Source organism: Flavobacterium sp., from assembly GCF_013823965.1.
In the GTDB taxonomy this organism is placed as follows: Bacteria; Bacteroidota; Bacteroidia; order Flavobacteriales; family Flavobacteriaceae; genus Flavobacterium.
On sequence record NZ_PNNA01000094.1, the window covers coordinates 1 to 23,693 of the forward strand.

The 23,693-nt window shown below is 36.2% G+C and carries 24 protein-coding genes; 12 read left to right on the forward strand and 12 right to left on the reverse strand.

The features are described from left to right. On the forward strand, positions 1-491 hold a 491-nt coding region (locus C0430_RS10945), incomplete at its 5' end, for a DUF3575 domain-containing protein (protein ID WP_290869736.1). Here the strand turns inward: C0430_RS10945 and C0430_RS10950 are convergent. Next, positions 484-717 (reverse strand): VF530 family protein, encoded by a 234-nt coding sequence (locus C0430_RS10950; RefSeq protein WP_290869739.1) that lies wholly within the window; start codon positions 715-717, stop codon positions 484-486. The genes C0430_RS10945 and C0430_RS10950 overlap by 8 nt on opposite strands. Before the next feature lie 70 nt (positions 718-787). Between C0430_RS10950 and smpB the strand changes: the two genes are divergently transcribed. Then, entirely contained in the window at positions 788-1,240 is a 453-nt protein-coding gene (gene smpB / locus C0430_RS10955) for an SsrA-binding protein SmpB (RefSeq protein WP_290869743.1), read from the forward strand. Between the two features lie 93 nt (positions 1,241-1,333). Next, a complete protein-coding gene (locus C0430_RS10960; protein ID WP_290869747.1) occupies positions 1,334-2,383 on the forward strand; it encodes a Fic family protein in 1,050 nt (349 codons plus the stop codon). A 26-nt stretch (positions 2,384-2,409) separates the two neighbouring features. Here C0430_RS10960 and C0430_RS10965 read toward each other — a convergent pair whose 3' ends face one another. Next, positions 2,410-3,051, reverse strand: coding sequence for a protein-L-isoaspartate(D-aspartate) O-methyltransferase (locus tag C0430_RS10965; protein WP_290869750.1), 642 nt, complete (start codon positions 3,049-3,051; stop codon positions 2,410-2,412). Between the two features lie 132 nt (positions 3,052-3,183). Between C0430_RS10965 and C0430_RS10970 the strand changes: the two genes are divergently transcribed. The 7 genes from C0430_RS10970 (at position 3,184) to C0430_RS11000 (ending at position 9,809) form a co-directional block, all read left to right on the forward strand. After that, positions 3,184-4,149, forward strand: a complete 966-nt coding sequence (locus tag C0430_RS10970) for a Gfo/Idh/MocA family oxidoreductase (RefSeq protein WP_290869753.1) — start codon at positions 3,184-3,186, stop codon at positions 4,147-4,149. A 79-nt stretch (positions 4,150-4,228) separates the two neighbouring features. Then, positions 4,229-5,116, forward strand: a complete 888-nt coding sequence (locus C0430_RS10975; protein WP_290869756.1) for a 3-hydroxybutyryl-CoA dehydrogenase — start codon at positions 4,229-4,231, stop codon at positions 5,114-5,116. A gap of 75 nt (positions 5,117-5,191) precedes the next feature. Further along, positions 5,192-5,854, forward strand: coding sequence for a YggS family pyridoxal phosphate-dependent enzyme (locus tag C0430_RS10980; RefSeq protein WP_290869759.1), 663 nt, complete (start codon positions 5,192-5,194; stop codon positions 5,852-5,854). Between the two features lie 77 nt (positions 5,855-5,931). Continuing rightward, entirely contained in the window at positions 5,932-7,293 is a 1,362-nt protein-coding gene (locus tag C0430_RS10985) for an exonuclease domain-containing protein (protein ID WP_290869762.1), read from the forward strand. 19 nt (positions 7,294-7,312) lie between these two features. Then, positions 7,313-8,149: an ion transporter gene (locus C0430_RS10990; protein WP_290869765.1), complete on the forward strand. Its 837-nt coding sequence runs from the start codon at positions 7,313-7,315 to the stop codon at positions 8,147-8,149. Positions 8,150-8,151: 2 nt separating this feature from the next. Beyond that, on the forward strand, positions 8,152-9,078 hold the full coding sequence (miaA, locus tag C0430_RS10995) for a tRNA (adenosine(37)-N6)-dimethylallyltransferase MiaA (RefSeq protein WP_290869768.1): 927 nt from the start codon (positions 8,152-8,154) through the stop codon (positions 9,076-9,078). Then, positions 9,069-9,809: an acyl-ACP thioesterase domain-containing protein gene (locus C0430_RS11000; protein ID WP_290869771.1), complete on the forward strand. Its 741-nt coding sequence runs from the start codon at positions 9,069-9,071 to the stop codon at positions 9,807-9,809. The genes miaA and C0430_RS11000 overlap by 10 nt, the downstream gene beginning before the upstream one ends. 75 nt (positions 9,810-9,884) lie before the next feature. Here the strand turns inward: C0430_RS11000 and C0430_RS11005 are convergent, their stop codons facing one another. From C0430_RS11005 to C0430_RS11020, 4 genes are all read right to left on the reverse strand, one after another. Next, entirely contained in the window at positions 9,885-10,601 is a 717-nt protein-coding gene (locus C0430_RS11005; protein WP_290869775.1) for a response regulator transcription factor, read from the reverse strand. Between the two features lie 3 nt (positions 10,602-10,604). Next, a complete protein-coding gene (locus tag C0430_RS11010) occupies positions 10,605-12,188 on the reverse strand; it encodes a HAMP domain-containing sensor histidine kinase (protein WP_290869779.1) in 1,584 nt (527 codons plus the stop codon). A 71-nt stretch (positions 12,189-12,259) separates the two neighbouring features. Then, on the reverse strand, positions 12,260-12,844 hold the full coding sequence (coaE, locus tag C0430_RS11015; protein ID WP_290869782.1) for a dephospho-CoA kinase: 585 nt from the start codon (positions 12,842-12,844) through the stop codon (positions 12,260-12,262). Between the two features lies 1 nt (position 12,845). Then, the gene (locus tag C0430_RS11020; protein ID WP_290869785.1) at positions 12,846-13,844 is read right to left on the reverse strand and encodes a glycosyltransferase; all 999 of its coding nucleotides are present in this window, start codon (positions 13,842-13,844) and stop codon (positions 12,846-12,848) included. Positions 13,845-14,279: 435 nt separating this feature from the next. Between C0430_RS11020 and C0430_RS11025 the strand changes: the two genes are divergently transcribed. Both C0430_RS11025 and C0430_RS11030 read left to right on the forward strand, forming a co-directional pair. After that, positions 14,280-16,136: a glycoside hydrolase family 2 TIM barrel-domain containing protein gene (locus C0430_RS11025; RefSeq protein ID WP_290869789.1), complete on the forward strand. Its 1,857-nt coding sequence runs from the start codon at positions 14,280-14,282 to the stop codon at positions 16,134-16,136. 521 nt (positions 16,137-16,657) lie between these two features. After that, positions 16,658-17,176, forward strand: coding sequence for a hypothetical protein (locus C0430_RS11030; RefSeq protein WP_290869790.1), 519 nt, complete (start codon positions 16,658-16,660; stop codon positions 17,174-17,176). 234 nt (positions 17,177-17,410) lie between these two features. Here C0430_RS11030 and fabV read toward each other — a convergent pair whose 3' ends face one another. The 6 genes from fabV to bamD form a co-directional block, all read right to left on the reverse strand. After that, positions 17,411-18,601 carry an enoyl-ACP reductase FabV gene (gene fabV, locus C0430_RS11035; RefSeq protein ID WP_290869793.1) on the reverse strand — a complete coding sequence of 397 codons (1,191 nt, stop codon included), beginning with the start codon at positions 18,599-18,601 and terminating at the stop codon, positions 17,411-17,413. Between the two features lie 72 nt (positions 18,602-18,673). After that, a complete protein-coding gene (gene recN, locus C0430_RS11040; protein ID WP_290869797.1) occupies positions 18,674-20,326 on the reverse strand; it encodes a DNA repair protein RecN in 1,653 nt (550 codons plus the stop codon). A gap of 50 nt (positions 20,327-20,376) precedes the next feature. Beyond that, positions 20,377-21,261 (reverse strand): DUF4835 family protein, encoded by an 885-nt coding sequence (locus C0430_RS11045; protein WP_290869800.1) that lies wholly within the window; start codon positions 21,259-21,261, stop codon positions 20,377-20,379. Further along, positions 21,254-22,465: a bifunctional phosphopantothenoylcysteine decarboxylase/phosphopantothenate--cysteine ligase CoaBC gene (coaBC, locus tag C0430_RS11050; protein WP_290869803.1), complete on the reverse strand. Its 1,212-nt coding sequence runs from the start codon at positions 22,463-22,465 to the stop codon at positions 21,254-21,256. Before coaBC ends, C0430_RS11045 begins: the two co-directional genes overlap by 8 nt. Before the next feature lie 8 nt (positions 22,466-22,473). Then, positions 22,474-22,791 (reverse strand): DNA-directed RNA polymerase subunit omega, encoded by a 318-nt coding sequence (locus tag C0430_RS11055; RefSeq protein ID WP_290869807.1) that lies wholly within the window; start codon positions 22,789-22,791, stop codon positions 22,474-22,476. Between the two features lie 8 nt (positions 22,792-22,799). Then, a complete protein-coding gene (gene bamD / locus C0430_RS11060; protein WP_290869811.1) occupies positions 22,800-23,642 on the reverse strand; it encodes an outer membrane protein assembly factor BamD in 843 nt (280 codons plus the stop codon). Positions 23,643-23,693 lie beyond the last annotated feature (51 nt).

A 23,693-nucleotide genomic window follows, 5' to 3' on the forward strand; every position in this document is an offset into this window, starting at 1 on the left:
ATATAAAAGCGAACGCATTAACAACTCTATTGACTATTCCAAATGTGGGAATAGAAACCAGTATTGGAAAAAAATCGACTCTTCAATTTGATGTTACAGCCTCTTTTTGGAAATCTTTAAAAGGAAAACCAGCAGAATTATATGTTTTCATTCCAGAATACAGATACCATTTTCACGAAAAATTTAATGGTTTTTATGTTGGAGGACATGTGGGTGCCACTATTTTTAATTTTCAAAAATGGAATTATTTAAATACGGATTTATACGAAAAAGGATTTGGATATGTTATGGGAGTCACAATAGGTTACCAAACGAAGATAAATGATAAATTTATGTTGGATTGCTTTCTTGGTGGTGGATCACATCAAGGTTTTTACAAAGGCTATTACATAAGTAGTGGTGAACGATATGAAAAAGCGAAAGACTTCAACAAAAGTGGCGAATGGCTCCCTTATCGCGGTGGCGTCATGGTCTCGTATCGCATCAATTAGATTTTAATTTCGGGATTGTTCGCTGGTACAATTCCTCTACTTTTTTTCTGGCCCAATCTGTTTTCCGCAAGAAAGTCAAACTCGATTTTATGCTTGGATTATCGGTAAAACATTTGATTTTTATCAATTCACCCAAAGTGTCGAACCCATAAAAATCGACAAGTTGTTCCAAAATTCTTTGCAACGTGATTCCGTGAAGCGGATCTTTTGATAACGGCTTTTCCATATTGCAAATTTATGGCATTTTTATATAATTCTTTGGTGTTTCGTTCATTTGTATCTACATTTGTCATCCCATGCTAAAAACAATAAACATACTCAATAAAAGAGCCCGATTCGATTATGAAATAATCGAAAAATTTACGGCTGGAATTGTTTTGGCCGGAACCGAAATAAAATCCATCCGGTTAGGAAAAGCCAATATCACGGAAAGTTTTTGTGAATTTAATGGAACGGAACTTTTTGCAATCAATACTTACATTGAAGAATATGCTTTTGGCAATCAATTCAACCACAAAACCAGAAGTGAACGCAAACTTTTACTGAACAAAAGAGAATTAAAAGGACTGGCAAGAAATGTCCAAGCCAAAGGTTTGACAATCGTTCCCTTGAGATTGTTTACCAACGAAAAAGGAATGGCCAAACTCGAAATTGGACTTTGCAAAGGAAAGAAAACCTACGATAAACGCGAGTCTTTAAAAGAACAAGATACCAAGCGCGATCTAGACAGAATAAAAAAATCTTTTTAAATTTTACTTCCAAAAAATAACTTTTGAAATGTTTTGGAAGTTTTTTTCAAAGACTTAGGACTAAATTTGTCAAGACAATGTAAATTCGTTACAATGAAAACACTACTCAAAAATGCAAGAGAGCAAAAAGGATTCAAAACAAGAGAAGTGGCACAACTTTTAGGAATAGACCAAGCCTTAATCAGCAAGTTTGAAAATGGGTCAAGAAAACCAACAAAAGATCAAGTAATTAAATTGGCCTCACTGCTTGAGATTGACCTTGAAACCTTGATGGTGACTTGGTTAAAAGAAAAAATCATTTACGAAATTGGCCAAGATGATTTTGCCTTGAAAGCCATCAACTTGGTTCGTCAAGAAATGGAAAATAGTAGTCTTGCGGTCAAAAAATCATTATCCAAAAACCTGTCGCTTCTTCTGGAAGAAATAGACATTTTGAAAGCAAAACTAGACCAATTTCGCCAGTTTGACAGCCATAGAATCACACAAGCATTGGAACTTGAATACACTTTTGAAAGCAACCGCATCGAAGGAAACACCATGACGCTTCGCGAAACCGATTTGGTTATCAATGAAGGCTTGACCATTTCAGGAAAAAGTATGCGAGAACACCTGGAAATCATCAACCATCAGGAAGCGATTGCTTATATCAAGCATTTGACGGAAAAGAATACGCCTTTGACCGAGCGTGAAGTATTAGCTATTCACAACCTGATTTTACGAGGCATAAATTCTGAAGATGCAGGACGTTACCGAAAAGTCCAAGTGATGATAAAAGGAAGTTCGTTTCTGCCGCCACAACCATTTTTGGTTTCCAAGGAAATGGAAGACTTTTTTATTTGGCATGAAACCAATAAAAAAAATTTGCATCCAATAGTTTTGGCAGCAGAACTTCACGAACGTTTGGTGACCATTCATCCATTTATTGATGGAAATGGCCGAACTTCGCGTTTGGCAATGAACTTGATCTTGTTGCAGAACGGCTATGTGATTGCCAATATAAAAGGCGATTACGAAAACCAAATGCAATATTACAATGCACTGGAAACCGCACAAACCAAAAACAACAAAGAAGATTTTCTCTTGTTTATTGCTCAAACCGAGAAAGAAAGTTTGGAGCGTTATCTCGAAATAATTGGTCAATAAAAATCCCGCAATTGCGGGATTTTGTTTTAATTTTTATTTTCCAACAAAGGCACAAATTTAAAATCTCCAAATTCGTGCTTCTCGAACTGGGTTTCATTTTTTCTGATTAGCAAGGTCATTACCTGATTTTCTTCTCCCAACGGAATAACAAGCCTACCTCCAATTTTGAGTTGTGCCATCAAGGCTTGCGGAATTATTGGCGCACCGGCCGTAACGATAATACTGTCAAAAGGAGCGTGATTGGGCAAACCTTTATATCCATCTCCAAAAGAAAGATGTTTGGGCCTAATTCCTAATTTTGGCAATAAAATAGAAGTCTGTTTGAACAATTCATTTTGTCTTTCAACACTGAAAACCTTGGCTCCCATCAAACACAAAACTGCCGTTTGATAGCCGGAACCAGTTCCGATTTCGAGAATTTTGTGGTCTTTCTTCACTTCCAATAATTGACTTTGAAAAGCCACCGTATAAGGTTGCGAAATGGTTTGGCCAGCTCCAATGGGAAAAGCCTTGTCTTGATAAGCATAATCGGCAAAACTGGAATTCAGGAAAAGATGTCTTGGAATTTTACCGATGGCCTCCAAAACACTTTTGTCTACAATTCCTTTCTCTTTCAAAAGAGTTACTAATTGATTACGAAGTCCTTGATGTTTGGCAGTGTCTTTCAAAATTTACAATAAATTATTTTGGTAAAAATAAACTTTAAAATCCCAAAAATCAAGTAACAAATTCCAAAACTTTAAACCCCAAACTTTAGACAATAAACAAATAAATTATACATTTGTTAAAAATCTTTTTTTATGTTAAAAGTAGGAGTTTTAGGTGCAGGACATCTTGGAAAAATACATTTACGATTATTACAACAATCTGAAAAATACGAATTAGTTGGTTTTTATGACGAAAACCAAGAAAACGGCGAAAAAGTAGCCAAAGAATTTGGATACAAACAATTCTCCACCATAGCCAGTTTAATACACGCCGTTGACGTGATTGACATTGTCACTCCCACCCTTTCCCATTATAAATGCGCCAAAGTTTCCATCAAATCCGGTAAACACATCTTTATAGAAAAACCCATTTCGAATACCGTTGCCGAAGCCGAAGAAATTATCGCCTTGGCCAAGGAATTTAATGTAAAAGGTCAGGTTGGCCACGTAGAAAGATTCAATCCTGCTTTCAAGGCAACCAAGGACATGATTGAAAATCCAATGTTTATCGAGACGCATCGTTTGGCTGAATTCAATCCTCGTGGCACCGATGTTCCCGTGGTTTTAGACTTGATGATTCACGACATTGACGCGATTTTGAGCGTGGTCAATTCTAAAGTGAAAGAAGTTCACGCCAGCGGAGTTTCCGTAATTAGCGAAACGCCCGATATTGCCAATGCCCGAATCGAATTCGAAAACGGATGCGTTGCCAATTTGACTGCCAGTAGAATTTCCCTAAAAAATATGCGCAAATCACGTTTCTTCCAGAAAGATGCCTACATTTCTGTAGATTTCTTGGAGAAAAAATGTGAGGTCGTAAAAATGAAAGACGCTCCGGAAATTCCCGGAGATTTTGATATTATCCTGCAAAATGCCGAAGGCGTAAAAAAACAAATCTATTTCTCCAATCCCGAAGTGGAACAAAACAACGCCATTTTGGACGAATTGGAATCCTTTGCCGATGCCATCAACAATGACACCACTCCTATTGTAACTTTAGAACAAGCAACGGAAGCATTGTGTGTGGCTTACCAAATTATTGACTGTTTCAAGAAATAAATAAAATGGGTTAAAGTTTCAGGTTTAAAGTTCTCCAGTAACTTTAAACCTGAAACTTTAGACTTTATAACCAAAACATATGAAAACAATAGCCGTAATCGGAGCAGGAACAATGGGCAACGGAATTGCACATACTTTTGCGCAAAGTGGTTTTGCCGTAAAACTGATTGATGTTTCCGAAAAATCATTAGATAAAGGAATGGCAACTATTTTTGCCAATTTAGACCGAATGGTCACCAAAGGCACCATTACTGAAGAAGACAAATTCAAGACCATCAACAATATCATCACTTATACCGACATCAAAGATGGTGTGGTTGGCGTGGATTTGGTTGTTGAAGCAGCCACTGAAAACGTGGAATTAAAGCTGAATATTTTCAAGCAATTGAACGAAGTTTGTTCGCACAATACGATTTTGGCAACCAATACTTCTTCCATTTCCATCACGCAAATTGGTGCGGTTGTGGCTCATCCGGAACGCGTTATCGGAATGCACTTCATGAATCCAGTGCCAATCATGAAATTGGTCGAAATCATTCGCGGATACAACACCAGTGACGAAGTGACAAAAATCATTATGACTTTGTCCGAAAAACTAGGCAAAACTCCCGTGGAAGTCAACGATTATCCCGGTTTTGTTGCCAATAGAATTTTGATGCCCATGATTAACGAAGCCATTGAAACCTTGTACAACAAAGTGGCCGGCGTTTATGAAATTGACACCGTGATGAAACTCGGAATGGGACACCCGATGGGACCATTGCAATTGGCTGATTTTATTGGATTGGACGTTTGCTTGGCAATTCTTAACGTGATGTACGACGGTTTCAAAAACCCGAAATATGCTCCTTGTCCTTTATTGGTTAATATGGTTCGCGCCGGAAAATTGGGCGTGAAATCTGGCGAAGGTTTCTATGATTATAGTGAAAGTAAAAAAGCGGAGAAAATTTCGAAACAGTTTACCTAATAATTAAAAAAGGATAATTGATAATTGATAATTTTTAAAATTGTTAATTATCAATTATCAATTATCAATTGAAATATGTCAATCGCACAAAACCTCCTCAAAATAAAATCCACATTACCTGAAAACGTGACACTTGTTGCCGTTTCCAAAACCAAACCCATTACTGATTTGATGGAAGCTTACGATGCAGGTCAACGCATTTTTGGCGAAAACAAAATCCAGGAAATGGTCGAGAAATGGGAAGCAATGCCAAAAGACATCGAATGGCACATGATTGGTCACGTCCAAACAAACAAGGTAAAATTTATGGCACCGTTCGTGAGCTTGATTCACGGCGTGGATAGCTTGAAATTATTGGAGGAAATCAACAAACAAGCCAAAAAAAACAATAGAATTATTGATTGTTTATTGCAAATTTATATCGCCGAAGAAGAATCTAAATTTGGACTTGATGAAGAAGAATTGGATGAGATTCTGGCTTCTGAAACATTTCAGGAAATGAAAAACATTCGAATCGTGGGATTAATGGGAATGGCGACTTTTACGGAAAACCAAAACCAAATCAAAAAAGAATTCACGCATTTGAAATCAATTTTCGACAATCATAAGAATCTGAAATCTGAAAACTGCCAACTGAACACTGTCTCAATGGGAATGTCCGGCGATTATCCACTCGCCATAGCATGTGGAAGCACGATGGTTCGAATAGGAAGTAGTATCTTTGGAGGACGAATTTGATTTTTGATTGAAGATTAACGATTTTTGACTTCAGATTGAGCAACTGAACACTAAAAACTGAACACCGAACACTTATTTTGTACGCAATACTTGACATAGAAACTACCGGAGGACAATTCAACGAAGAAGGAATTACGGAAATTGCCATTTATAAATTTGACGGTCACGAAATCGTGGACCAGTTCATCAGTTTGGTCAATCCCGAAATCCCGATTCAACCTTTTGTAGTGAAATTGACGGGAATCAACAATGCCATGTTGCGCTCGGCACCCAAGTTTTTTGAAGTAGCCAAACGCATTATCGAAATGACGAACGACTGCGTTCTTGTGGCTCACAATGCCGATTTCGATTACCGAATTCTTCGCACAGAGTTTCGCCGTTTGGGCTATGATTTTAATGTAAAAACACTTTGTACTGTCGAATTATCCAAAAAATTATTGCCCGAACAACCTTCTCACAGTTTGGGTAAATTAGTTCGTGCATTAGGAATCCCAATGGCCGACAGACATCGTGCCAGTGGCGATGCCATGGCAACCGTGAAATTGTTTAAAATGCTTTTGGACAAAGATTTGAACAAAGAAATTGTCAAAGAGCTCATCAAATTTGAAATCCAAAAAGGAATTGCTCCAAAATTGATGGACATTGTCGAGAGTTTACCATCAAAAACGGGAATTTATTACATTCATCGAGAAGATGGCAACATTATTTTTGTTGGCAAAAGCCGAAACATTCGAAAAAGAGTCAACCAGCATTTTACGGGAATTACCAAAAGTGCCAAAAAAATACAGAACGAAGTTTTTACCGTCACTTACGAAGAAACTGGAAGCGAATTGATTGCACTTTTGAAAGAAGCCGAAGAAATCAAAATTCATAGGCCCATTTATAATCGAATGTCACCTAAAAGCAATTTTTCATGGGCCATTTATGCCGAAAAAGATGCCAATGGTTACCTGAATTTAAAATTGCAAAAGGCGGATAAGAGAAAAAAGGAAATAAAATCATACACCTCGCAACAAGAAGGAAAAGATGCTTTGTTTCGCATTAATTCCCATTACCAATTGTGCCAAAAATTGACTGGTTTAGATGAAAACAAAACGCATTGTTTTCAACACACAATCAACGAATGTGATGGTGCTTGTGTTGGAAAAATCTCCGCATTGGAATATAACGAACGTGTTCAGGCCTTTATAGAAAAGAATTTATTTGACAATAAAACATTGGCAATTTTAGACAGGGGACGCACCATTACGGAGCGCAGTGTCATTTTTGTAGAAAAAGGCGTTTATAAAGGATATGCCTTTTATGATTTGAATTACCAAATCAACACCATCGAGATTTTAAGAAACATCATCATTCCGATGCAAAATAATCGCGATACTCGAAATAGTATTCAAAGCTATATTCGAAAGGCAAAAGCAATAAAGATTGTGAATTTTTAACTTCAAATTTTCTGGCTTTATGCACAAAACAAAATCAAGATTCAACAATATTAGGCAAAGAATCCATACCATAATTTATGGAACTGACACCGCTGCCGGAAGATTATTCGACCTGATTCTTTTGGGCCTGATTCTCTTGAGTGTTTTTTTGGTAATGCTCGAAACCGTAAAAGGATTTGATGAAAAATACCACGAATTACTCATTCTTCTCGAATGGATTATCACCGGATTTTTTACCCTTGAATACATCCTGAGAATTGCCACCATCGATAAACCCCGAAAATACATTTTTAGCTTCTTCGGCATAATCGATTTGATTGCCATTTTGCCCATGTATTTATCATTTTTTGTGGTGGGTTCCAAGGTTTTTTCGATAATTCGCGCTCTTAGATTATTGCGATTATTCAAAATATTAAATCATCCAAAATTTACGGGACAATCTCTTCATTTATTGAAAGCACTGAAAGCCAGCAGGGGAAAAATCACTGTTTTTCTCTATTTTGTTCTCATCAGCACTATTCTTATCGGCTCGTTAATGTATGTGGTCGAAGGTGAAGAAAATGGATTTACCAGTATTCCAACTAGCATTTATTGGACAATTGTAACATTGACAACCGTGGGTTATGGAGACATTTCTCCCGGAACTCCTCTGGGACAATTCATCGCCTCAATGGTCATGATATTAGGTTACGGAATTATTGCCGTTCCCACAGGAATAGTAACTGCCGAATTTGCAAAAACAAACATCAACAAAACAGAACCCGAAAAGAACAAATGTGAAAATTGTGGTACGGCTAATCATCATCCAAACGCAAAATTTTGTTATCATTGCGGGTATCCTTTGGCAGCAAATTAATCATGAAGTACCTAATTACCATTGTTGGACCAACAGCCATAGGAAAAACTTCCTTGAGCATCGCCTTGGCACAACATTTCCACTGTGACATTATTTCCTGTGACAGCCGACAATTTTTCAAGGAAATGCAAATTGGCACTGCAGTTCCCACAACCGAAGAATTGGCCGGAGCACACCATCATTTCATCCAAAACAAATCGATTTTTGAGAATTATACCGTTGGCGATTTCGAAAAAGAAGCTATTGCCAAACTTGATGAATTATTCCAAACCAACGATTATGTCGTGATGGTTGGTGGTTCCGGATTGTATGTGGACGCAGTTTTGAAAGGCTTTGACGATTTTCCCGAGATTGATGCTTCAATTCGGGAGGAAGTGACTTCCAACTATGAAAAATTTGGAATCGAATATTTGCAAACCGAATTAGAAAAACGAGACCCCAATTATTTTGAAGTCGTTGCCAAAGAAAATCCACAACGAATGATGCGCGCCTTGGAAGTTTGTATTGGTTCCGGAAAACCCTATTCTTCCTTTTTGAACCAAAAGAAAAACACCCGAAACTTCACTCCCATCCTTATTGGATTGGAAGCCGAAAGAAGCGTGATTTACGACCGAATCAACCAGCGCGTGGAAATCATGATGAACGAAGGCTTATTGGCGGAAGCCAAAAAATTATTCCCACACAAAAACCTGAATGCCTTGCAAACTGTGGGTTATCGAGAATTATTTAGTTATTTTGAAGGTGAAATTTCACTGGAATTTGCCATTGAAGAAATCAAGAAAAACACCCGCCGATTTGCCAAACGTCAACTCACTTGGTTCAAAAGAAATGAAGCAACGAAGTGGTTTGATTATTTGACTTATAGACAGGAAATAATCGAATACATAAAAGAAATTCAAAAATTTAAACAGGAAATAAAATGCCAATAGCAGAAAATTTCACATCCATATTCAGCAAAGATTGGGAAATTAATTTCACCCAATGTCTTCCCAATGGTTTTTTAAAATACACTGATTTGTGCAATATTTTGCAATTGACCGCTGCGGCACATTCCGAAGTTGGTGGAATTAGTTTCTCGGACATGCAGGAATTCAATCAAGCTTGGGTTTTGAGCCGAATGCGTGTTGAAATAGAGGAATTGCCAAAATGGAAAGATGTTGTAACTGTAAAAACCTGGATCAACACGCTCGAAAATTCCCGTTCCGTTCGTGCCTTGGAATTGTATGTCAACGGGAAGAAAATGGTGGGTTGCGAAACTTTTTGGGCTGTTTTCAATACTAAAATAAGGCGACCGGAAGCCTTGGCTTTGCCATTTGCACATTTTAAATTGTATCCAGAACTAAAAGCGACTGAAATACCTTTCTCCAAAATCAACTTTAACAATGAAAAGGAATCCGTATTTGCAAAAACTGTTGCCCTATCTGATTTAGACATTGTCAATCACGTGAACAATGTTAAATATTTGGAATGGTGCCTGGATTTTGTAGACGAAAAATTGCTTTTTAAACAAAAAATTGAAAGTTTTGAAATGAATTTCTTAAAAGAATTATCGCTAAAAGACAAGGTTGTCATTCACGAAAACACGAACGCAGATTCCATGATTTTCAGTATTACAAAAGAAGAAAAAACCTGTTTTGCCTTACAACTCAATTTGAAATAAAATTTTAAAACTTCCTAACTTGAAAAAAGTTGGAAGTTTTAAACAAAAAAAGCTTCAATTTCTTGAAGCTTTTTTTTATGCTAGTGCTTTATTTTTCACTACTAATCTAAATCCTTCGCCGTGAATGTTTAGAATTTCCACATTGGTATCCAGTTTTAGATATTTCCTTAATTTGGCAATATAAACGTCCATACTTCTTGAAGTGAAATAATTGTCGTCTCTCCAAATTTTTGTCAAAGCCAATTCTCTAGGCATCAAATCATTTTCGTGCAGAATCAACATTTTTAATAATTCATTCTCTTTAGGAGATAATTTTACTGGTTCTTCATTTTTATATGTAAGAAAACGAAGTTTAGAATTCAAATGGAATTCACCAACATTAAATTCAAATTGCACCGGTTCTGCTTTTGTTCCGGAAGATTTTCTTTGAATTATTGCTTTGATTTTCATCAACAACACCTCTGAGTCAAAGGGTTTATTGAGATAATCATCAGCTCCAGCCTTGTATCCTTTCAACACGTCCTCTTTCATGGATTTTGCCGTTAAAAAAATAATTGGCACTTCTTGATTTTTTTCCCTGATTTCTTTGGCCAAGGTATAGCCATCTTTATAGGGCATCATTACATCCAAAATACACAAGTCATAGGTGTCTTTTTTAAATTTTTCGAAACCTTCCATTCCATTTTTGGCCAAAGTGACATCAAAATCATTCAACATCAAATAATCTTTTAGCACGGCTCCAAAATTCAAGTCATCTTCTACTAAAAGTATTCTTTTATTTACATTTTCCATATCTTAATTTATTAATGGTATTTTTATAATAAAGGTACTTCCTTTACCTTTCTCACTTTCAACATAAATTTGACCGTTGTGGTCATCTATAATCTTTTTTACATAAGCCAACCCCAATCCGTGGCCTTTCACGTCGTGCAAATCTCCTGTATGTTCTCGATAAAACATTTCGAAAACTCTTTTTTGGGCTACTTTGCTCATTCCTATTCCGTTGTCCTTGACTTTAATAAGAACAAAATCTTTAGCGTTTTCAGTGAAAACATCTATTTTAGGGACATTTGGCGAATATTTTATGGCATTCTCCAATATATTTACAATTACATTTATAAAATGAACTTCATTTATTAATACACTTGTTCTAACTGCGTCAAAATGTTTGGTAATTGTTCCTTGTCTATCTTCTAATATCAAGTTTACGTGCTCAATGGCATCTTCAATGACTTCTTGAATATTTGTCGATTCCTTGCTGATGTCTAATTCTTTTTTCTCTAATTTGGAAATTCGCAATACATTTTCAACTTGTGCATGCATCCGTTTATTTTCGTCTTTAATCATTTGAAGGTACTTAAGAACCTTTTCCTTGTCTTCGATAATCTTTGGATTTTTAATGGCGTCCAAAGCTAAATTTATGGTTGCAATAGGCGTTTTAAACTCGTGCGTCATATTGTTGATAAAATCTGATTTTATCTCAGATATATGACGTTGCCGAATCAATTGATTCAATGCACTCGTGTAAGCAATAATAATAATCAGTGTAAAAATGATTGACAATAACGTTATTCCCATAAGATCCGTAAGCAAAAACTTCTTCTTTTGAGGAAATGAAACTAATAATTGATATTTGTTATTTCCTTCATTATCAGAAAATACTGGAATGGAATAGGTGTTGTTTTTATCATATTTAAATCTATCCGATTTTACTTTTGTAGCCAAACCAGTGCTGTAAATCCCAAACTCAAATCGTGTGTTGACGCCATATTCTTCCAATTCACTTTTTAAGAGCTTCTGCAAAGTCTCTTTCGAAACTCTTTCTTGCAACGGCATTGTGGAAGCAATATCCTTAAAGAAAATTTCAAACTGGGCTTTATCCAAAACGTCTAAACTACCTGATTTTTCAGTCTTCACATCAGGAACCAAGTCTTGTTGAATGCTCGAATTATCAATTTTATTGTTGTTGTAAACTTCGGTAACCCGCTTGGAATTGAAGCTTTTAAATTTTACGCTATCGAATTTTTTATCAAAGAACGTCGCAGCTATATCGTAATCTTCCGTTACTATGCTACTAGAATATACGGTAGTTGTATTGTTTTCATGATTTTTCTGAACATAATAAAACTCCAGCAAATCATTCTTTAGCGGAATTTTTCCAGTGCTGTCTTTATATTTATTATATCTATCGAGAAAGGTATAGGCTTCCTTTTGTTGAAGCTTATTGGCTACATTTCCCATAACCTGTTTCACATGGAATTTAAATTGCTCATCATTATTTTTAAACGAGGTATTGAACCAATAAACTTGAACCAAAATTATCCCTATCAAGGATAAGCTCATCAGCAAAACCAATATTTTGAAAAACAATTTACTCATCGATACAAAATTAGTATTTTAACAATATAATTAATAATAAATTAACCAAAGATTAACAACAAAGTCCCAAATTATTGAATATTCAAAATTTTAAGAATTTTACCCACTTCTGATTTTGTAATTTCGGGCGTTTGATTTTCAATAACAAAATCACTTTTGGCAATGCGTTGATCGTCATTCCATTGTGCATTTATGCGTTTCAAAACTTGCTCACGGGTAGTTTTGTCTCTTTGAATCACTCTTTGAATTCTTGTTTCCAATGGTGCGGTAACCGTTATTATTTTGTCACAATTCTTATAACTCCCGCTTTCAAATAAAATTGCGGCTTCATAAATAACGAATGAATTATTTTTGTGATCCAGAACCCAATTATCGAAATGTTTTTTTACGACAGGATGAATTATGGAATTGAGTAATTTTAATTTTTCGGGATTACTAAACACGATTTGGGCCAGTTTTTCCCGATTCAAAATGCCGTTTTCAAAAATAGCATTGCCAAATAAGTCTTTAATTTCTTTTATTATTTCTGCCGATTGCGTGATTTTTCGAGCCTCATCATCGGCAATGTAAACCGGAATACCTGCTGCCATAAAATGATTGGCAATCGTGGTTTTTCCACTGCCAATGCCTCCCGTTAATCCAATTATTTTTGTCATGTTATTTTTTGAAAAACAACTCTGGAAATGCTTCTTCCGGTTTTTGGTTCAGAATGATGATTTTGACGAAGGATTCCAAAAAACCCGTTCCATAACCATAAAATTGTTTCCAAACAGCCTTGATGGACAACATCCCAATTTTAAAACTTTTATTCTGGTAAGTTGACACCAAAAAAAGTGCCAAAAAGTACCCAAAATACAATTGAAGCAATAAATCGAAATTAAAAACCAACAAAACCAAGGCAAATGCAAATCCAATCATGAAAACCGATGGAAAGAAAAAAGTGAGCTTGTTGTATTGGGGATACCAACTGTTGAGAATTGGTCGGGCTTTTCCAAATTTATTCACCTGGATGGTAAATTTTTCCCAATCGATTCTTCTTTTATGGTAAACGAATGCTTTGGAGAACAATCGGGTTTCAAAACCCAAATTCCACAATCGGATGGACAAATCGGGATCTTCTCCGGGATGGATGTTTCCGAAACCATTGGACGCTTCGAATGCTTTTCGGGACAATCCCATATTGAAACTTCGGGGTTGAAATTTGTCTATTTTCTCCGAACCACCACGAATTCCACCAGTGGTAAGAAAGGAAGTCATTGCAAAATTGATTGCTTTTTGAATATCCGAGAAACTGTCCAAAGCCTTGTCCGGCCCACCAAAACAATCCACGTAATTTGCTGCCAACGCTTTGGAAACTTCGGTCAAATAATTGGGAGGAATGATACAATCTGAATCGAAAATAATGAAATAATCCCCTTTTGCCTTTCTCATTCCATAATTTCTGGAATCTCCCGGACCCGAGTTTTCTTTGAAACAATAAGCCAAATGCAGTTTACCCGCATACTTGCGAACCACTTCGTCACATCGCAATGACGAACCGTCTTCGATTATTACCACTTCAAAATTTTCGGTATAATCTTGTTGTGCCAAACTCTCCAAAAGTTCATCCACTTCATCAGGACGATTGTAAACAGGTATGATTAAAGAAAACAACATAAATGTATAGTATAGGTGTAACAGTTTTATTCAAAAATTTTAACAAAGATAAACTTTATCCATAAAAAAACCACCACGAAGAACGTGATGGTTTCTCAATATTAGTATATTTTTAAGAGTTTCTGCTTCATCTAGCCGCCAAAAAAACAAACATTATTGAAAGAAGAGATGCTCTAGCTAAGCTTCCTTGTTTCCTGCCCTATTCACAACTAACCACCGACAGCCAAACTCATAAAATGTACAAAAATCATCTAACAATCGTATTTTATTGTTTTCAAACAGATTAGTGAACTGTAATAAAATTTAACCTATAAATTGAGTTTATATGCAAAAAGTTTTTGTGAATTATAAGTGTTTTCATTACATTTATAAAATCAAGCTTAAAAAACATTATAATTATTTATATAACAGCATAAACCAACAAACAATTGCCCAATGAGAATCAAACTTACAATACTACTTTATTTATCTACAATCTGTTTTGCAACAGCGCAGGAAAACCTCATAATAAACACTGACGGCAGAAAATCAATTTCGCTAAACGGAACATGGCATTATATAGTCGATCCTTATGAAACAGGGGCTTATGATTACCGTTTAAAAGAAAAAAAAGAAAATGATCCAGGTGCTTATTGGAACGTGCCGGCACTCAAAAAGAAAAGTGACTGGACAGAGCACGGGTATAGTGATCAATACAGTATCCAAGTTCCAGGAGATTGGAATTCACAGGTAGAAGCATTAAAATATTATGAAGGCACTGTCTGGTACCGTAAATCTTTTGACAAGCCCGAAATGAATACCGCCGAAGAAGCGTACATTTATTTTGGAGCCGTAAATTATAAAGCCACCGTATATCTCAACGGAAAAAAACTCGGCATACATAAAGGGGGATTTACTCCTTTTAATTTTAAAGTACCGACAGAGTTGCTGAAAAACACAAACAACAACCTTGTTGTGATGATCGACAACAAACGATTTGTAGATGAAATCCCAACTACAAATACCGATTGGTGGAACTATGGAGGCATTACCAGGGACGTAAAACTACTTATTTTACCCAAGCAGTTTATACAACAATACCATATTCAGTTGGATGAAAAAACGGATGTCTCTGCAGCTAAAAAAAGTAATAATTGGCAGATTAAAGGATGGTTAAAACTGAACGAATCGGTTGCAAATGGCAAAATTCGCATCGAAATTCCAGAATTGAAAGTAAACAAGGAGTTCAAGGTGAATGGAGATTCCGTGGCAATTGCTTTTAACGCAAGGAATTTGAGTCTATGGTCCACGAAGAATCCAAAATTGTACAATGTACATCTGAAAAACCAAAATGCTGATTTGATCGACAAAATAGGTTTTCGCATAATAAAAGTGGACGGGGAAAGACTTTTGCTTAATGGCAAAGACCTTTTTTTACGAGGAATCTGCCTGCATGAAGAAGTAATTCCTGAAGTACGACGTGCGCACAGCATGAAGGATGCGCTAAAATTGTTTGGCTATGTAAAAGAGCTCCATGGCAACATGGTGCGCCTTTCGCATTATCCCCACAATGAAAACATGGTTCGTGCGGCAGATTCACTAGGAATTCTGGTATGGGATGAAATTCCCGTATACTGGACTATTGATTTTGGCAATCCCGAAGTGCTTAAAAAGGCGCAGCAGCAATTAAAAGAAATGATTGCACGCGACAGGAACAGGGCGTCGGTATTTATTTGGTCTGTGGGCAATGAAACTCCGGTGAGTGAAAAGAGAAATCTATTCATGAGCACGTTGGTAAAAAATGTAAAAGCTTTGGATCCGTCAAGGCTTGTTTCTGCGGCATTGGAAGTTAGGTACAACTCAGGCGTCAATTATGTCGATGACCCTTTGGGAGAATATACGGATATTGTCTCATTGAACGAATATCTTGGCTGGTATGGCTCAACGCCAGACGGTTGCAAAACAGCAGAATGGGGAAGCAAGTACAAGAAACCTTTCTTTATCAGTGAAACCGGTGCGGAAGCAAAAACTGGTTTTAATGACAGCAAAGAAAGCCGTTTTAGCGAGGAGTACCAAGAATGGTTTTATAAAGAACAAATAGACATGTTCAAAAACAGATTCCCAAAAAACTATGTTGGTGTTAGTCCTTGGATTCTTGTTGATTTTAAATCTCCAAAAAGAAATAATCCGGAATACCAGAATGGATTTAATCGAAAAGGACTGATTGATGAGTATGGCAATAAAAAGAAAGCCTTTTTCATTTTACAGGAATATTACAAAGAACAAGAACTGAAAGAAGGAAATCAATACTAAATTCTAGTCCATTATGTTGTTCGTGCCAGAAATTAAGATTAATTGAGCAAATAAACATCAAAAGCCACATTCGTAAAAAAAATGTGGCTTTTTGCATTAAAAAAGCTAACCTATATTATCCATAAAAAACCACCACGAAGAACGTGATGGCTTCAATAGTAGTATATTTTTAAGAGTATGTATTGTCCTAAAATAGGTTTACATATTTATACTTACTCTTAGCATAGATTCACAAAAAGTTAAGCAAACAAATTAAATTATAGTTTTAAAAAGTTGTAGTTTTTTATTTATATTTACTTTCATTTTGTTTGTGAGCACGAGCAAGATCCTCACACAAGCCGTTGAAGATTTACTGCTCGGAACAGCTGGGAGATTTAAAATTTTCAAACTTATACAGAAAGAGCAACTTCACAATTTAGTGAAGATTATCCTAAAGTATTTAAATTTGATTACTCTCCCCAAAACACTGGATCATTTCCCGTAAATTATGGTTGGAGAAATTTCAATAAAATTGTATCCATATGGATAAAATAATTAAAGCATTGATTTTATTAGGTTTATTTACGGTTTCTTGTTCAGAGAAAACCAATTATTATGATAAAAACACAAATAATATAAAATTTATTATAGAAAAAAGAATCACAATCGATTTGAAAAATGAAAAGTTGTATTTAAATCACTTTGGTTTGAAATATGAAGACACCATAATATTTACGGAAAGTGAAAAAAATAATATAATTAGTTTTTTTAACACATATAATTTAAATGACAAGAGAGGGGAATTTTGGTATATAGATGAAAACTCAACTTCAGCCTCTTTACATGATGAAATAATTATTTTAAGAAACAATAAAATAAAATTAAGATATATTATAAATGAATATCATAGTGTAGATGGTTCTTATTTTGAAAATGAAGAAACCAAAATTGTCAAATATAGAAATTTAATAAAAAGTATTATCCTTAATAAAGATAGTTACAAAAGAGCAGAAGATTCATTAAGAATTTTTATTAAAAGAAAACCAGTATGGTTAATGTAAATTTAGAAATAACCTCGCCGAAGCAAGACTTATACTAATGAACGGCCGATTGAATGACCCAACATTAGACACTATCCCAAAGAGTGTGTAAGTTGAAAAGTCAAGTCTACGTTTTTTATATAATTGGAGCCTTTTTTCAAAAATAAAACCTACTTATTTATATTCATAAAAAAAACCACCACGAAGAACGTGATGGTTTCTCAATATTAGTATATTTTTAAGAGTATTTGCTGGTTAAGCAATGCTGGCAATCCCCACCATTTCGTTGGTGTCCGCCTTGTAATCCACACCTTCCAATTCAAATCCGAACAAATTCAAGAAATCATTTCTGTATCCTTCCAAATCCCCAATTGCAGGTAAACTTTCCGTTGTGGCCTCCAACCAAAGTTTAGCCACTTTAGCTTGAACATCCTCGCGCATTTCCCAATCGTCAATACGGATTCTTCCTTTTTCATCCACGGGAACGGCTTCGTTGGTGAACAATCTGTCTTGATACAAACGTTGAATTTGTTCGATACATCCTTCGTGGATTCCTTCTTCCTTCATTGTTTTGTACAACAAAGAAATATACAAAGGAATAACCGGAATGGCCGAACTGGCTTGGGTTACCAATGCTTTGTTCACCGAAACATAAGCTTTTCCTTGAACATCGGCTAAACTTTTGGTAATTTCAAAAGCCGTCGCTTCCAGATGGTCTTTTGCACGACCGATGGTTCCTTTGCGGTACACAGCCTCGGTCAACGATGGTCCAATATAAGAATAAGCCACCGTGGTAGCTCCAGGTGCCAAAAGATTTTCAGCTTTCAAGGCATCCATCCACATGGCCCAATCCTCGCCACCCATTACGGCAACTGTATTGGCAATATCCTCGTCTTGACAAGGCTCGATACTAATTTCAGAAACCAATCCTGTATGAAAATCAACGGTTTTGTTGGTGTAAGTAGCTCCAATAGGTTTCAAAACCGAACGATGCAAAACTCCGGTAACCGGATGCAAACGAACTGGCGAAGCCAAACTGTAAATAACCAAATCTACCTGACCTAAATCGGCTTTTATCAAGTCCAGTGTTTGTTTTTTTACTTCATTTGAAAAAGCATCCCCGTTGACGCTTTTCGCATACAATCCTGCTTTATGGGCTTCTTTTTCAAATGCTGCCGAATTATACCAACCTGGTGATGCGGTTTTGCCTTCCAAAGGAGGTTTTTCAAAAAACACGCCAATCGTGGCTGCACCAGAGCCAAAAGCACTCGTGATTCTCGAAGCCAAACCAAATCCGGTTGAAGCTCCAATGACCAACACTTTTTTCGCTCCTTCAATATTTCCTTTTGATTGTACGTATTCAATTTGATTTTTTACATTTTGTTCACATCCCTCTGGGTGGGCTGTCAAACAAATAAATCCTCGCATTCTAGGTTCTATAATCATATATGGTTATTCGTTATTTAAATTCGGATAATCGATTCTTCTTTTTAAAGAGCACAAATATAAAGCATTTCTTTAGTTTAACAAGGCTTTTGCATGGTTTAATGCCGAGTCCGTTATAACATTGCCGGACAACATTTGCGCAACTTCAATCACACGCTCCTCGTCAGACAACAATTTCAATTCTGATTGCGTGTCCTCTCCAACGGTGGATTTTGAAACTTTGAAATGCGCCATTCCTTTCGACGCTATTTGCGGCAAATGCGTAATGGCGAATATTTGCATTTTTTGGCTCATTTCTTTCATGATTTCTCCCATTCTATTAGCAATTTCACCGGAAACGCCTGTGTCGATTTCATCAAAAATAAGTGTTGGCAACTTGGAATACTGCGCCAATATGGCTTTTACGGCCAGCATAATTCTGGACATTTCTCCTCCGGAAGCCACTTTTTTCAACAAACCAAAATCGGTTCCTTTATTGGCAGAAAACAAAAACTGGAGTTCGTCTTTTCCGTTTTCGAAATAAGTGGAACTGCTTTCGACATCCATTTTAAAACGCACATTGGGCATCCCCAAGGTTTCCAAAATACTGGTCAATTTCTCTGTCAAAACCGGGATTGCTTCCACTCTTTTCTCGTGAATGGCTTCGGACAAAGCGTCCAAAGCAATTGTTTTTTGTTGGATGGAATCGGTCAAAGTCGCGATTTCCTCTCCCATGTTCCCCAATTCCAATACCGAATTTTCCAATTTCGTCTGGATTTGGATTAATTCGTCAACCGTGGCCACTTGGTGCTTCTTTTGCAAATTGTAAATCAATTGCAACTTCTGGTTGATGAATTCCAATTGTTCGGGGTCGTTAAAAAGTTTTTCCGAGCATCGATTCAATTCACCGGAAATGTCGTCAAATTCAATGGTCACACTTGAAATTCGTTCCAAAAGTGCATTGTATTCGGGCGAAAACGAGGCGATTTTTTGCAGCGAAGTTTTGATTTCCTTCAAATTATGCAACACGCCTATTTGTTCTTCATTGGCCACGGCCAAAGATTTATCTATGGATTCTTTTATGATTTCGACATTGTTCAATTTCTCGAAATCGGCTTCCAGCGTTTCTTGTTCGCCAGATTTCAATTGGGCTGTCACTAATTCATCCAATAAAAAAGTATTGTATTCCTGTTCCTTGGCAGATTCAGCCTGTTTTTTAAGAAGCGAATTCAGTTTGGATTTATCCGATTTATAACTTTTCAAAAGAGATTGGTACTCCAAAATAAGCGATTGGTTGTCGGCAATGGCATCAATAATTTCGAATTGGACTTTCTCTTCCGAAAGTTCCTGGGTTTGGTGCTGGGAGTGAATATCTATCAAAAACAAACTCAACTCCTGCAATTCTTGGAGATTTACGGGACTGTCATTGATAAACGCCCTCGATTTTCCCGAAGGCAAAATCTCGCGACGAATGATGGTTTCGTCTTCGTAATCCAGATCGTTGGCTTCAAAAAAAGGGAGCAAATTGTATTTCGAGATTTCAAATTGGGCTTCTATGACGCACTTTTCTTCCTTGTTTTTCAAGGAAGTCAAATCGGCTCTTTTTCCCAAAACCAATCCCAAAGCACCCAATATTATGGATTTTCCTGCGCCCGTTTCTCCCGTTATAATCGAAAAACCTTTTGAAAAATCGATGGACAATTTTTCTATTAAAGCATAGTTTTTTATTGATAGGGAAGTTATCATCTATATATTATGTTTATAAAAAAGAGGTTAAGCCGTGATTTGAAAATCAATTAATACTTAATTGTAGCCCATTTACTGGAATTTAGGGGAGATGTTTTATTCAAAACATCAACTAAATCTGTAATGGAAATACTTGGACCTCCAGAAAATATGGAAGCTATCTCGTCTGATTTGGCATCAAAAAACACTCGGGTCAAAAAAGCATTTGGTTTTATTGCATTTAGTTTCCCTAAATTAAGCAGTGACAATTTTATTTTTTCTTTGGCTGTTTTCATGTCATTGGACATCAAATCTAAACCTGAATGATATTGAAATACCGATTGACGCACTTCCTTATATGTTGGAGACACTAAATCGGTTATCAAATAATACCTGTTTTGGTTGCCGTCAGATTGGCTCCAGCCTTTGTTTCCAGATTGTTGGGCAACATTTGCTATGTTTTGGGCGGTTTCGAAATAGGAATCACCGGACATTGGCACAAAACTATCAGCGTCCATTCCTAAAATTACGTAAGCATAAAATGAAACCACCGAAACCAGATTGGATTCAAATTCGGCTGGATTAAAAATAAGATTTTCAAACTCTGTATATCTAAAATTAAAATCTTTGTCATTAAAATTCAAGATTGGAGAAGCATAAGAGGAATTATAAATAATTCTGGAGGATTGCACCTGAATCGTGGCTACAAATTGATCTGAATTATTGGATGAAATAGTGATGTACATCGAACAATTGATTTTTTCATTTTGCTTGAACACTTGTCCTGTCCAGTTCGTTTGATTTACAAACTCATTCAAGGAAGTTTCAAGTGTCTTGAAAACCTGCTGATTGGCATTACCCAATTTTTGCGTGTTTACCGTCACGGTGCAGTTTAACTCCTGTGAATGAGCAAATCCAGCTGTGAGCAACAAGAAAAAAACAAGTATTTTATTCATGAAAATGGGCTATTACTTTGTTTAAAATATCATCGGCAACGGCTTCTTTCGATTTTAATTCCATTGGTTCTACCTTGAAATTACTATCAATAAAAGTGATTTTATTGGTTGGTTTCCCAAAACCGGCTCCTTCATCCTGCAAAGAATTAAGAACAATCAAATCTAGGTTTTTTTTCTGGATTTTCAACTTAGCATTTTCAATTTCATTTTCAGTTTCCAATGCAAACCCAATCAAGAACTGGTTTTTCTTGTTTTTGCCCAACGAAGCCAAAATATCTTTGGTCTTTTCGAGCTCTATTGAAAAATCATCAGCTTCTTTTTTAATTTTATTTGGTGCAACATTCTTTGGTTTATAATCGGCAACCGCTGCTGCTGCAATCGCCACGTCAACGCTGTCAAAATAGTGATGGCAGGCATCGTACATTTCTTGGGCGGAAACCACGGAAACCATTTTTACCAAACTATTTTCCATCTTCAAATGCGTGGGACCTGAAACCAAAATCACCGAAGCGCCAAGATTTGCCGCACTTTGCGCTATGTCAAATCCCATTTTACCGGTAGAATGATTTCCTATGAAACGCACGGGATCGATTGCTTCGTATGTTGGACCTGCAGTAACGAGTATTTTTTTGCCTTTAAGAGGCAATCTACTTTCTAAATCGGCTTCCAGAAAAGCAACGATATGTTCCGGTTCGGACATTCTGCCTTCGCCTGACAAGCCACTGGCGAGTTCTCCGCTTTCGGCAGGAATCATGGTGTTGCCAAATTGTTCCAATTTCTTGAAACTCTCTAATGTAGAAGGATGGATATACATGTCCAAATCCATTGCGGGCGCAAAGTAAACCGGACATTTTGCCGACAAATAAGCTGCAATTAATAGGTTGTCGCAAATTCCGTTGGCCATTTTAGACAAGGTGTTTGCGGTTGCGGGAGCCACAAGCATCAAATCGGCCCAAAGTCCCAGTTCTACGTGGCTATTCCATTTTTCGTTGTCTTCACTTTCGTCGTAAAAACTGGAATAAACCGGATTTTTGGATAAGGTAGATAAGGTAAGTGGTGTTATAAAATCCTTAGAAGCAGGTGTCATTATCACTTGGACATGTGCACCTGCTTTTATGAATAGTCTAACTAATGTAGCTGTTTTATAAGCTGCAATTCCACCGGAAACTCCCAGTAAAATTTTCTTTCCGCTTAAAGCTGACATTATAAATATTATTTGTTTGCGTCTCTGTGGTAGATTTTACCATCAAGCCATTCTTGAACTGCCAAAGCGTGTGGTTTAGGCAATTTTTCATAGAATTTAGAAACCTCGATTTGTTCTTTGTTTTCGAAAACTTCTTCAAGGCTGTCATTGTATGTAGCAAACTCTTCTAGTTTTTCGGTCAATTCTTTTTTGATTTCAGAATTGATTTGATTTGCTCTTTTAGCCATAATTGTTATCGCCTCGTACACATTTCCTGTAGGCTCTTCGATAACATTTTTATTGTAAGTTATCGTGTTTACTGGAGCATTCGTCTTTCTTAAATCCATGACTTTGTTTATTTAGTGATTTTTTTTAAATCTGTTTCAATTCGAACCATCATTTCGTCCGCAATCTTTTTGTATTTGGTGTCCGGTTTGAATTTCATCAAACTATTGTAAGCTGTTACTGCAACATTCAATCGCTCTTCCATTTTTGCAGGAATACTGTTTATTCCCAATTGATAAGCCGAGTCGTATTTATAAAAAAGGGCATCTTCCTTTAATGGTGTTCCTGGATAATCAGCCACGAAGTTGTCTAAAGCTACCATTGCAGCTTTATATTCCATAATAGTATTGTACTGTTTAGCGTTTTCGTAGACTTTTTTCTCTATTTTTTCATTTAAAACCTTCAATGTTTTGTTGGCTTCCGGCAAATAGGTCGAATTGGGATATGAATCTATAAAAGCCTGTAATTTGTCTATTGCTTTGTAAGTGTCGACTTGATCCAAACTATATATTGGTGAAAGCATTGAAAAACATTTGGCTCCTAAATAAGCTGATTCTTCGATTTTTTCACTTTTTGGATATCCTGAAACAAAACTTTCGAATTGATAGGCTGCCAAATAATATTGTTTTGTTTTATAATAGGATTGCGAAAACATGTAAAACAATTTCTCGGCTTGTGGTTTTCCTCTATAAGCTGGAGCTATTTGTTCAATAAGCCTGATTGCATCATTATATTTTCCGGCATCATATAATCTAGTTGCCATCTCAAACTTTACGGCAACATCTTCAGTTTTTAGCGCTTTTTGATATTCACTACAAGAAGCGAAAAGAACAAGAAGAAGCAATAGCGATACTAATTTTTTACCCACCATTATATTGGTTTTATTTTTGAGTTCGTGAATCTTCGATTTCATTTTTTTATTTACTTTTTTTATGATTTAACAGATAGCCAGAACTTTCATAAA

Coding starts and splice junctions, on each gene's coding strand:
- C0430_RS10950 (WP_290869739.1), bottom strand. CDS start 717: ATGGAAAAGCCGTTATCAAAAGATCCGCTTCACGGAATCACGTTGCAA.
- smpB (WP_290869743.1), top strand. CDS start 788: ATGCTAAAAACAATAAACATACTCAATAAAAGAGCCCGATTCGATTAT.
- C0430_RS10960 (WP_290869747.1), top strand. CDS start 1,334: ATGAAAACACTACTCAAAAATGCAAGAGAGCAAAAAGGATTCAAAACA.
- C0430_RS10970 (WP_290869753.1), top strand. CDS start 3,184: ATGTTAAAAGTAGGAGTTTTAGGTGCAGGACATCTTGGAAAAATACAT.
- C0430_RS10975 (WP_290869756.1), top strand. CDS start 4,229: ATGAAAACAATAGCCGTAATCGGAGCAGGAACAATGGGCAACGGAATT.
- C0430_RS10980 (WP_290869759.1), top strand. CDS start 5,192: ATGTCAATCGCACAAAACCTCCTCAAAATAAAATCCACATTACCTGAA.
- C0430_RS10990 (WP_290869765.1), top strand. CDS start 7,313: ATGCACAAAACAAAATCAAGATTCAACAATATTAGGCAAAGAATCCAT.
- miaA (WP_290869768.1), top strand. CDS start 8,152: ATGAAGTACCTAATTACCATTGTTGGACCAACAGCCATAGGAAAAACT.
- C0430_RS11000 (WP_290869771.1), top strand. CDS start 9,069: ATGCCAATAGCAGAAAATTTCACATCCATATTCAGCAAAGATTGGGAA.
- C0430_RS11005 (WP_290869775.1), bottom strand. CDS start 10,601: ATGGAAAATGTAAATAAAAGAATACTTTTAGTAGAAGATGACTTGAAT.
- C0430_RS11010 (WP_290869779.1), bottom strand. CDS start 12,188: ATGAGTAAATTGTTTTTCAAAATATTGGTTTTGCTGATGAGCTTATCC.
- coaE (WP_290869782.1), bottom strand. CDS start 12,844: ATGACAAAAATAATTGGATTAACGGGAGGCATTGGCAGTGGAAAAACC.
- C0430_RS11020 (WP_290869785.1), bottom strand. CDS start 13,844: ATGTTGTTTTCTTTAATCATACCTGTTTACAATCGTCCTGATGAAGTG.
- C0430_RS11025 (WP_290869789.1), top strand. CDS start 14,280: ATGAGAATCAAACTTACAATACTACTTTATTTATCTACAATCTGTTTT.
- C0430_RS11030 (WP_290869790.1), top strand. CDS start 16,658: ATGGATAAAATAATTAAAGCATTGATTTTATTAGGTTTATTTACGGTT.
- fabV (WP_290869793.1), bottom strand. CDS start 18,601: ATGATTATAGAACCTAGAATGCGAGGATTTATTTGTTTGACAGCCCAC.
- recN (WP_290869797.1), bottom strand. CDS start 20,326: ATGATAACTTCCCTATCAATAAAAAACTATGCTTTAATAGAAAAATTG.
- C0430_RS11045 (WP_290869800.1), bottom strand. CDS start 21,261: ATGAATAAAATACTTGTTTTTTTCTTGTTGCTCACAGCTGGATTTGCT.
- coaBC (WP_290869803.1), bottom strand. CDS start 22,465: ATGTCAGCTTTAAGCGGAAAGAAAATTTTACTGGGAGTTTCCGGTGGA.
- C0430_RS11055 (WP_290869807.1), bottom strand. CDS start 22,791: ATGGATTTAAGAAAGACGAATGCTCCAGTAAACACGATAACTTACAAT.
- bamD (WP_290869811.1), bottom strand. CDS start 23,642: ATGAAATCGAAGATTCACGAACTCAAAAATAAAACCAATATAATGGTG.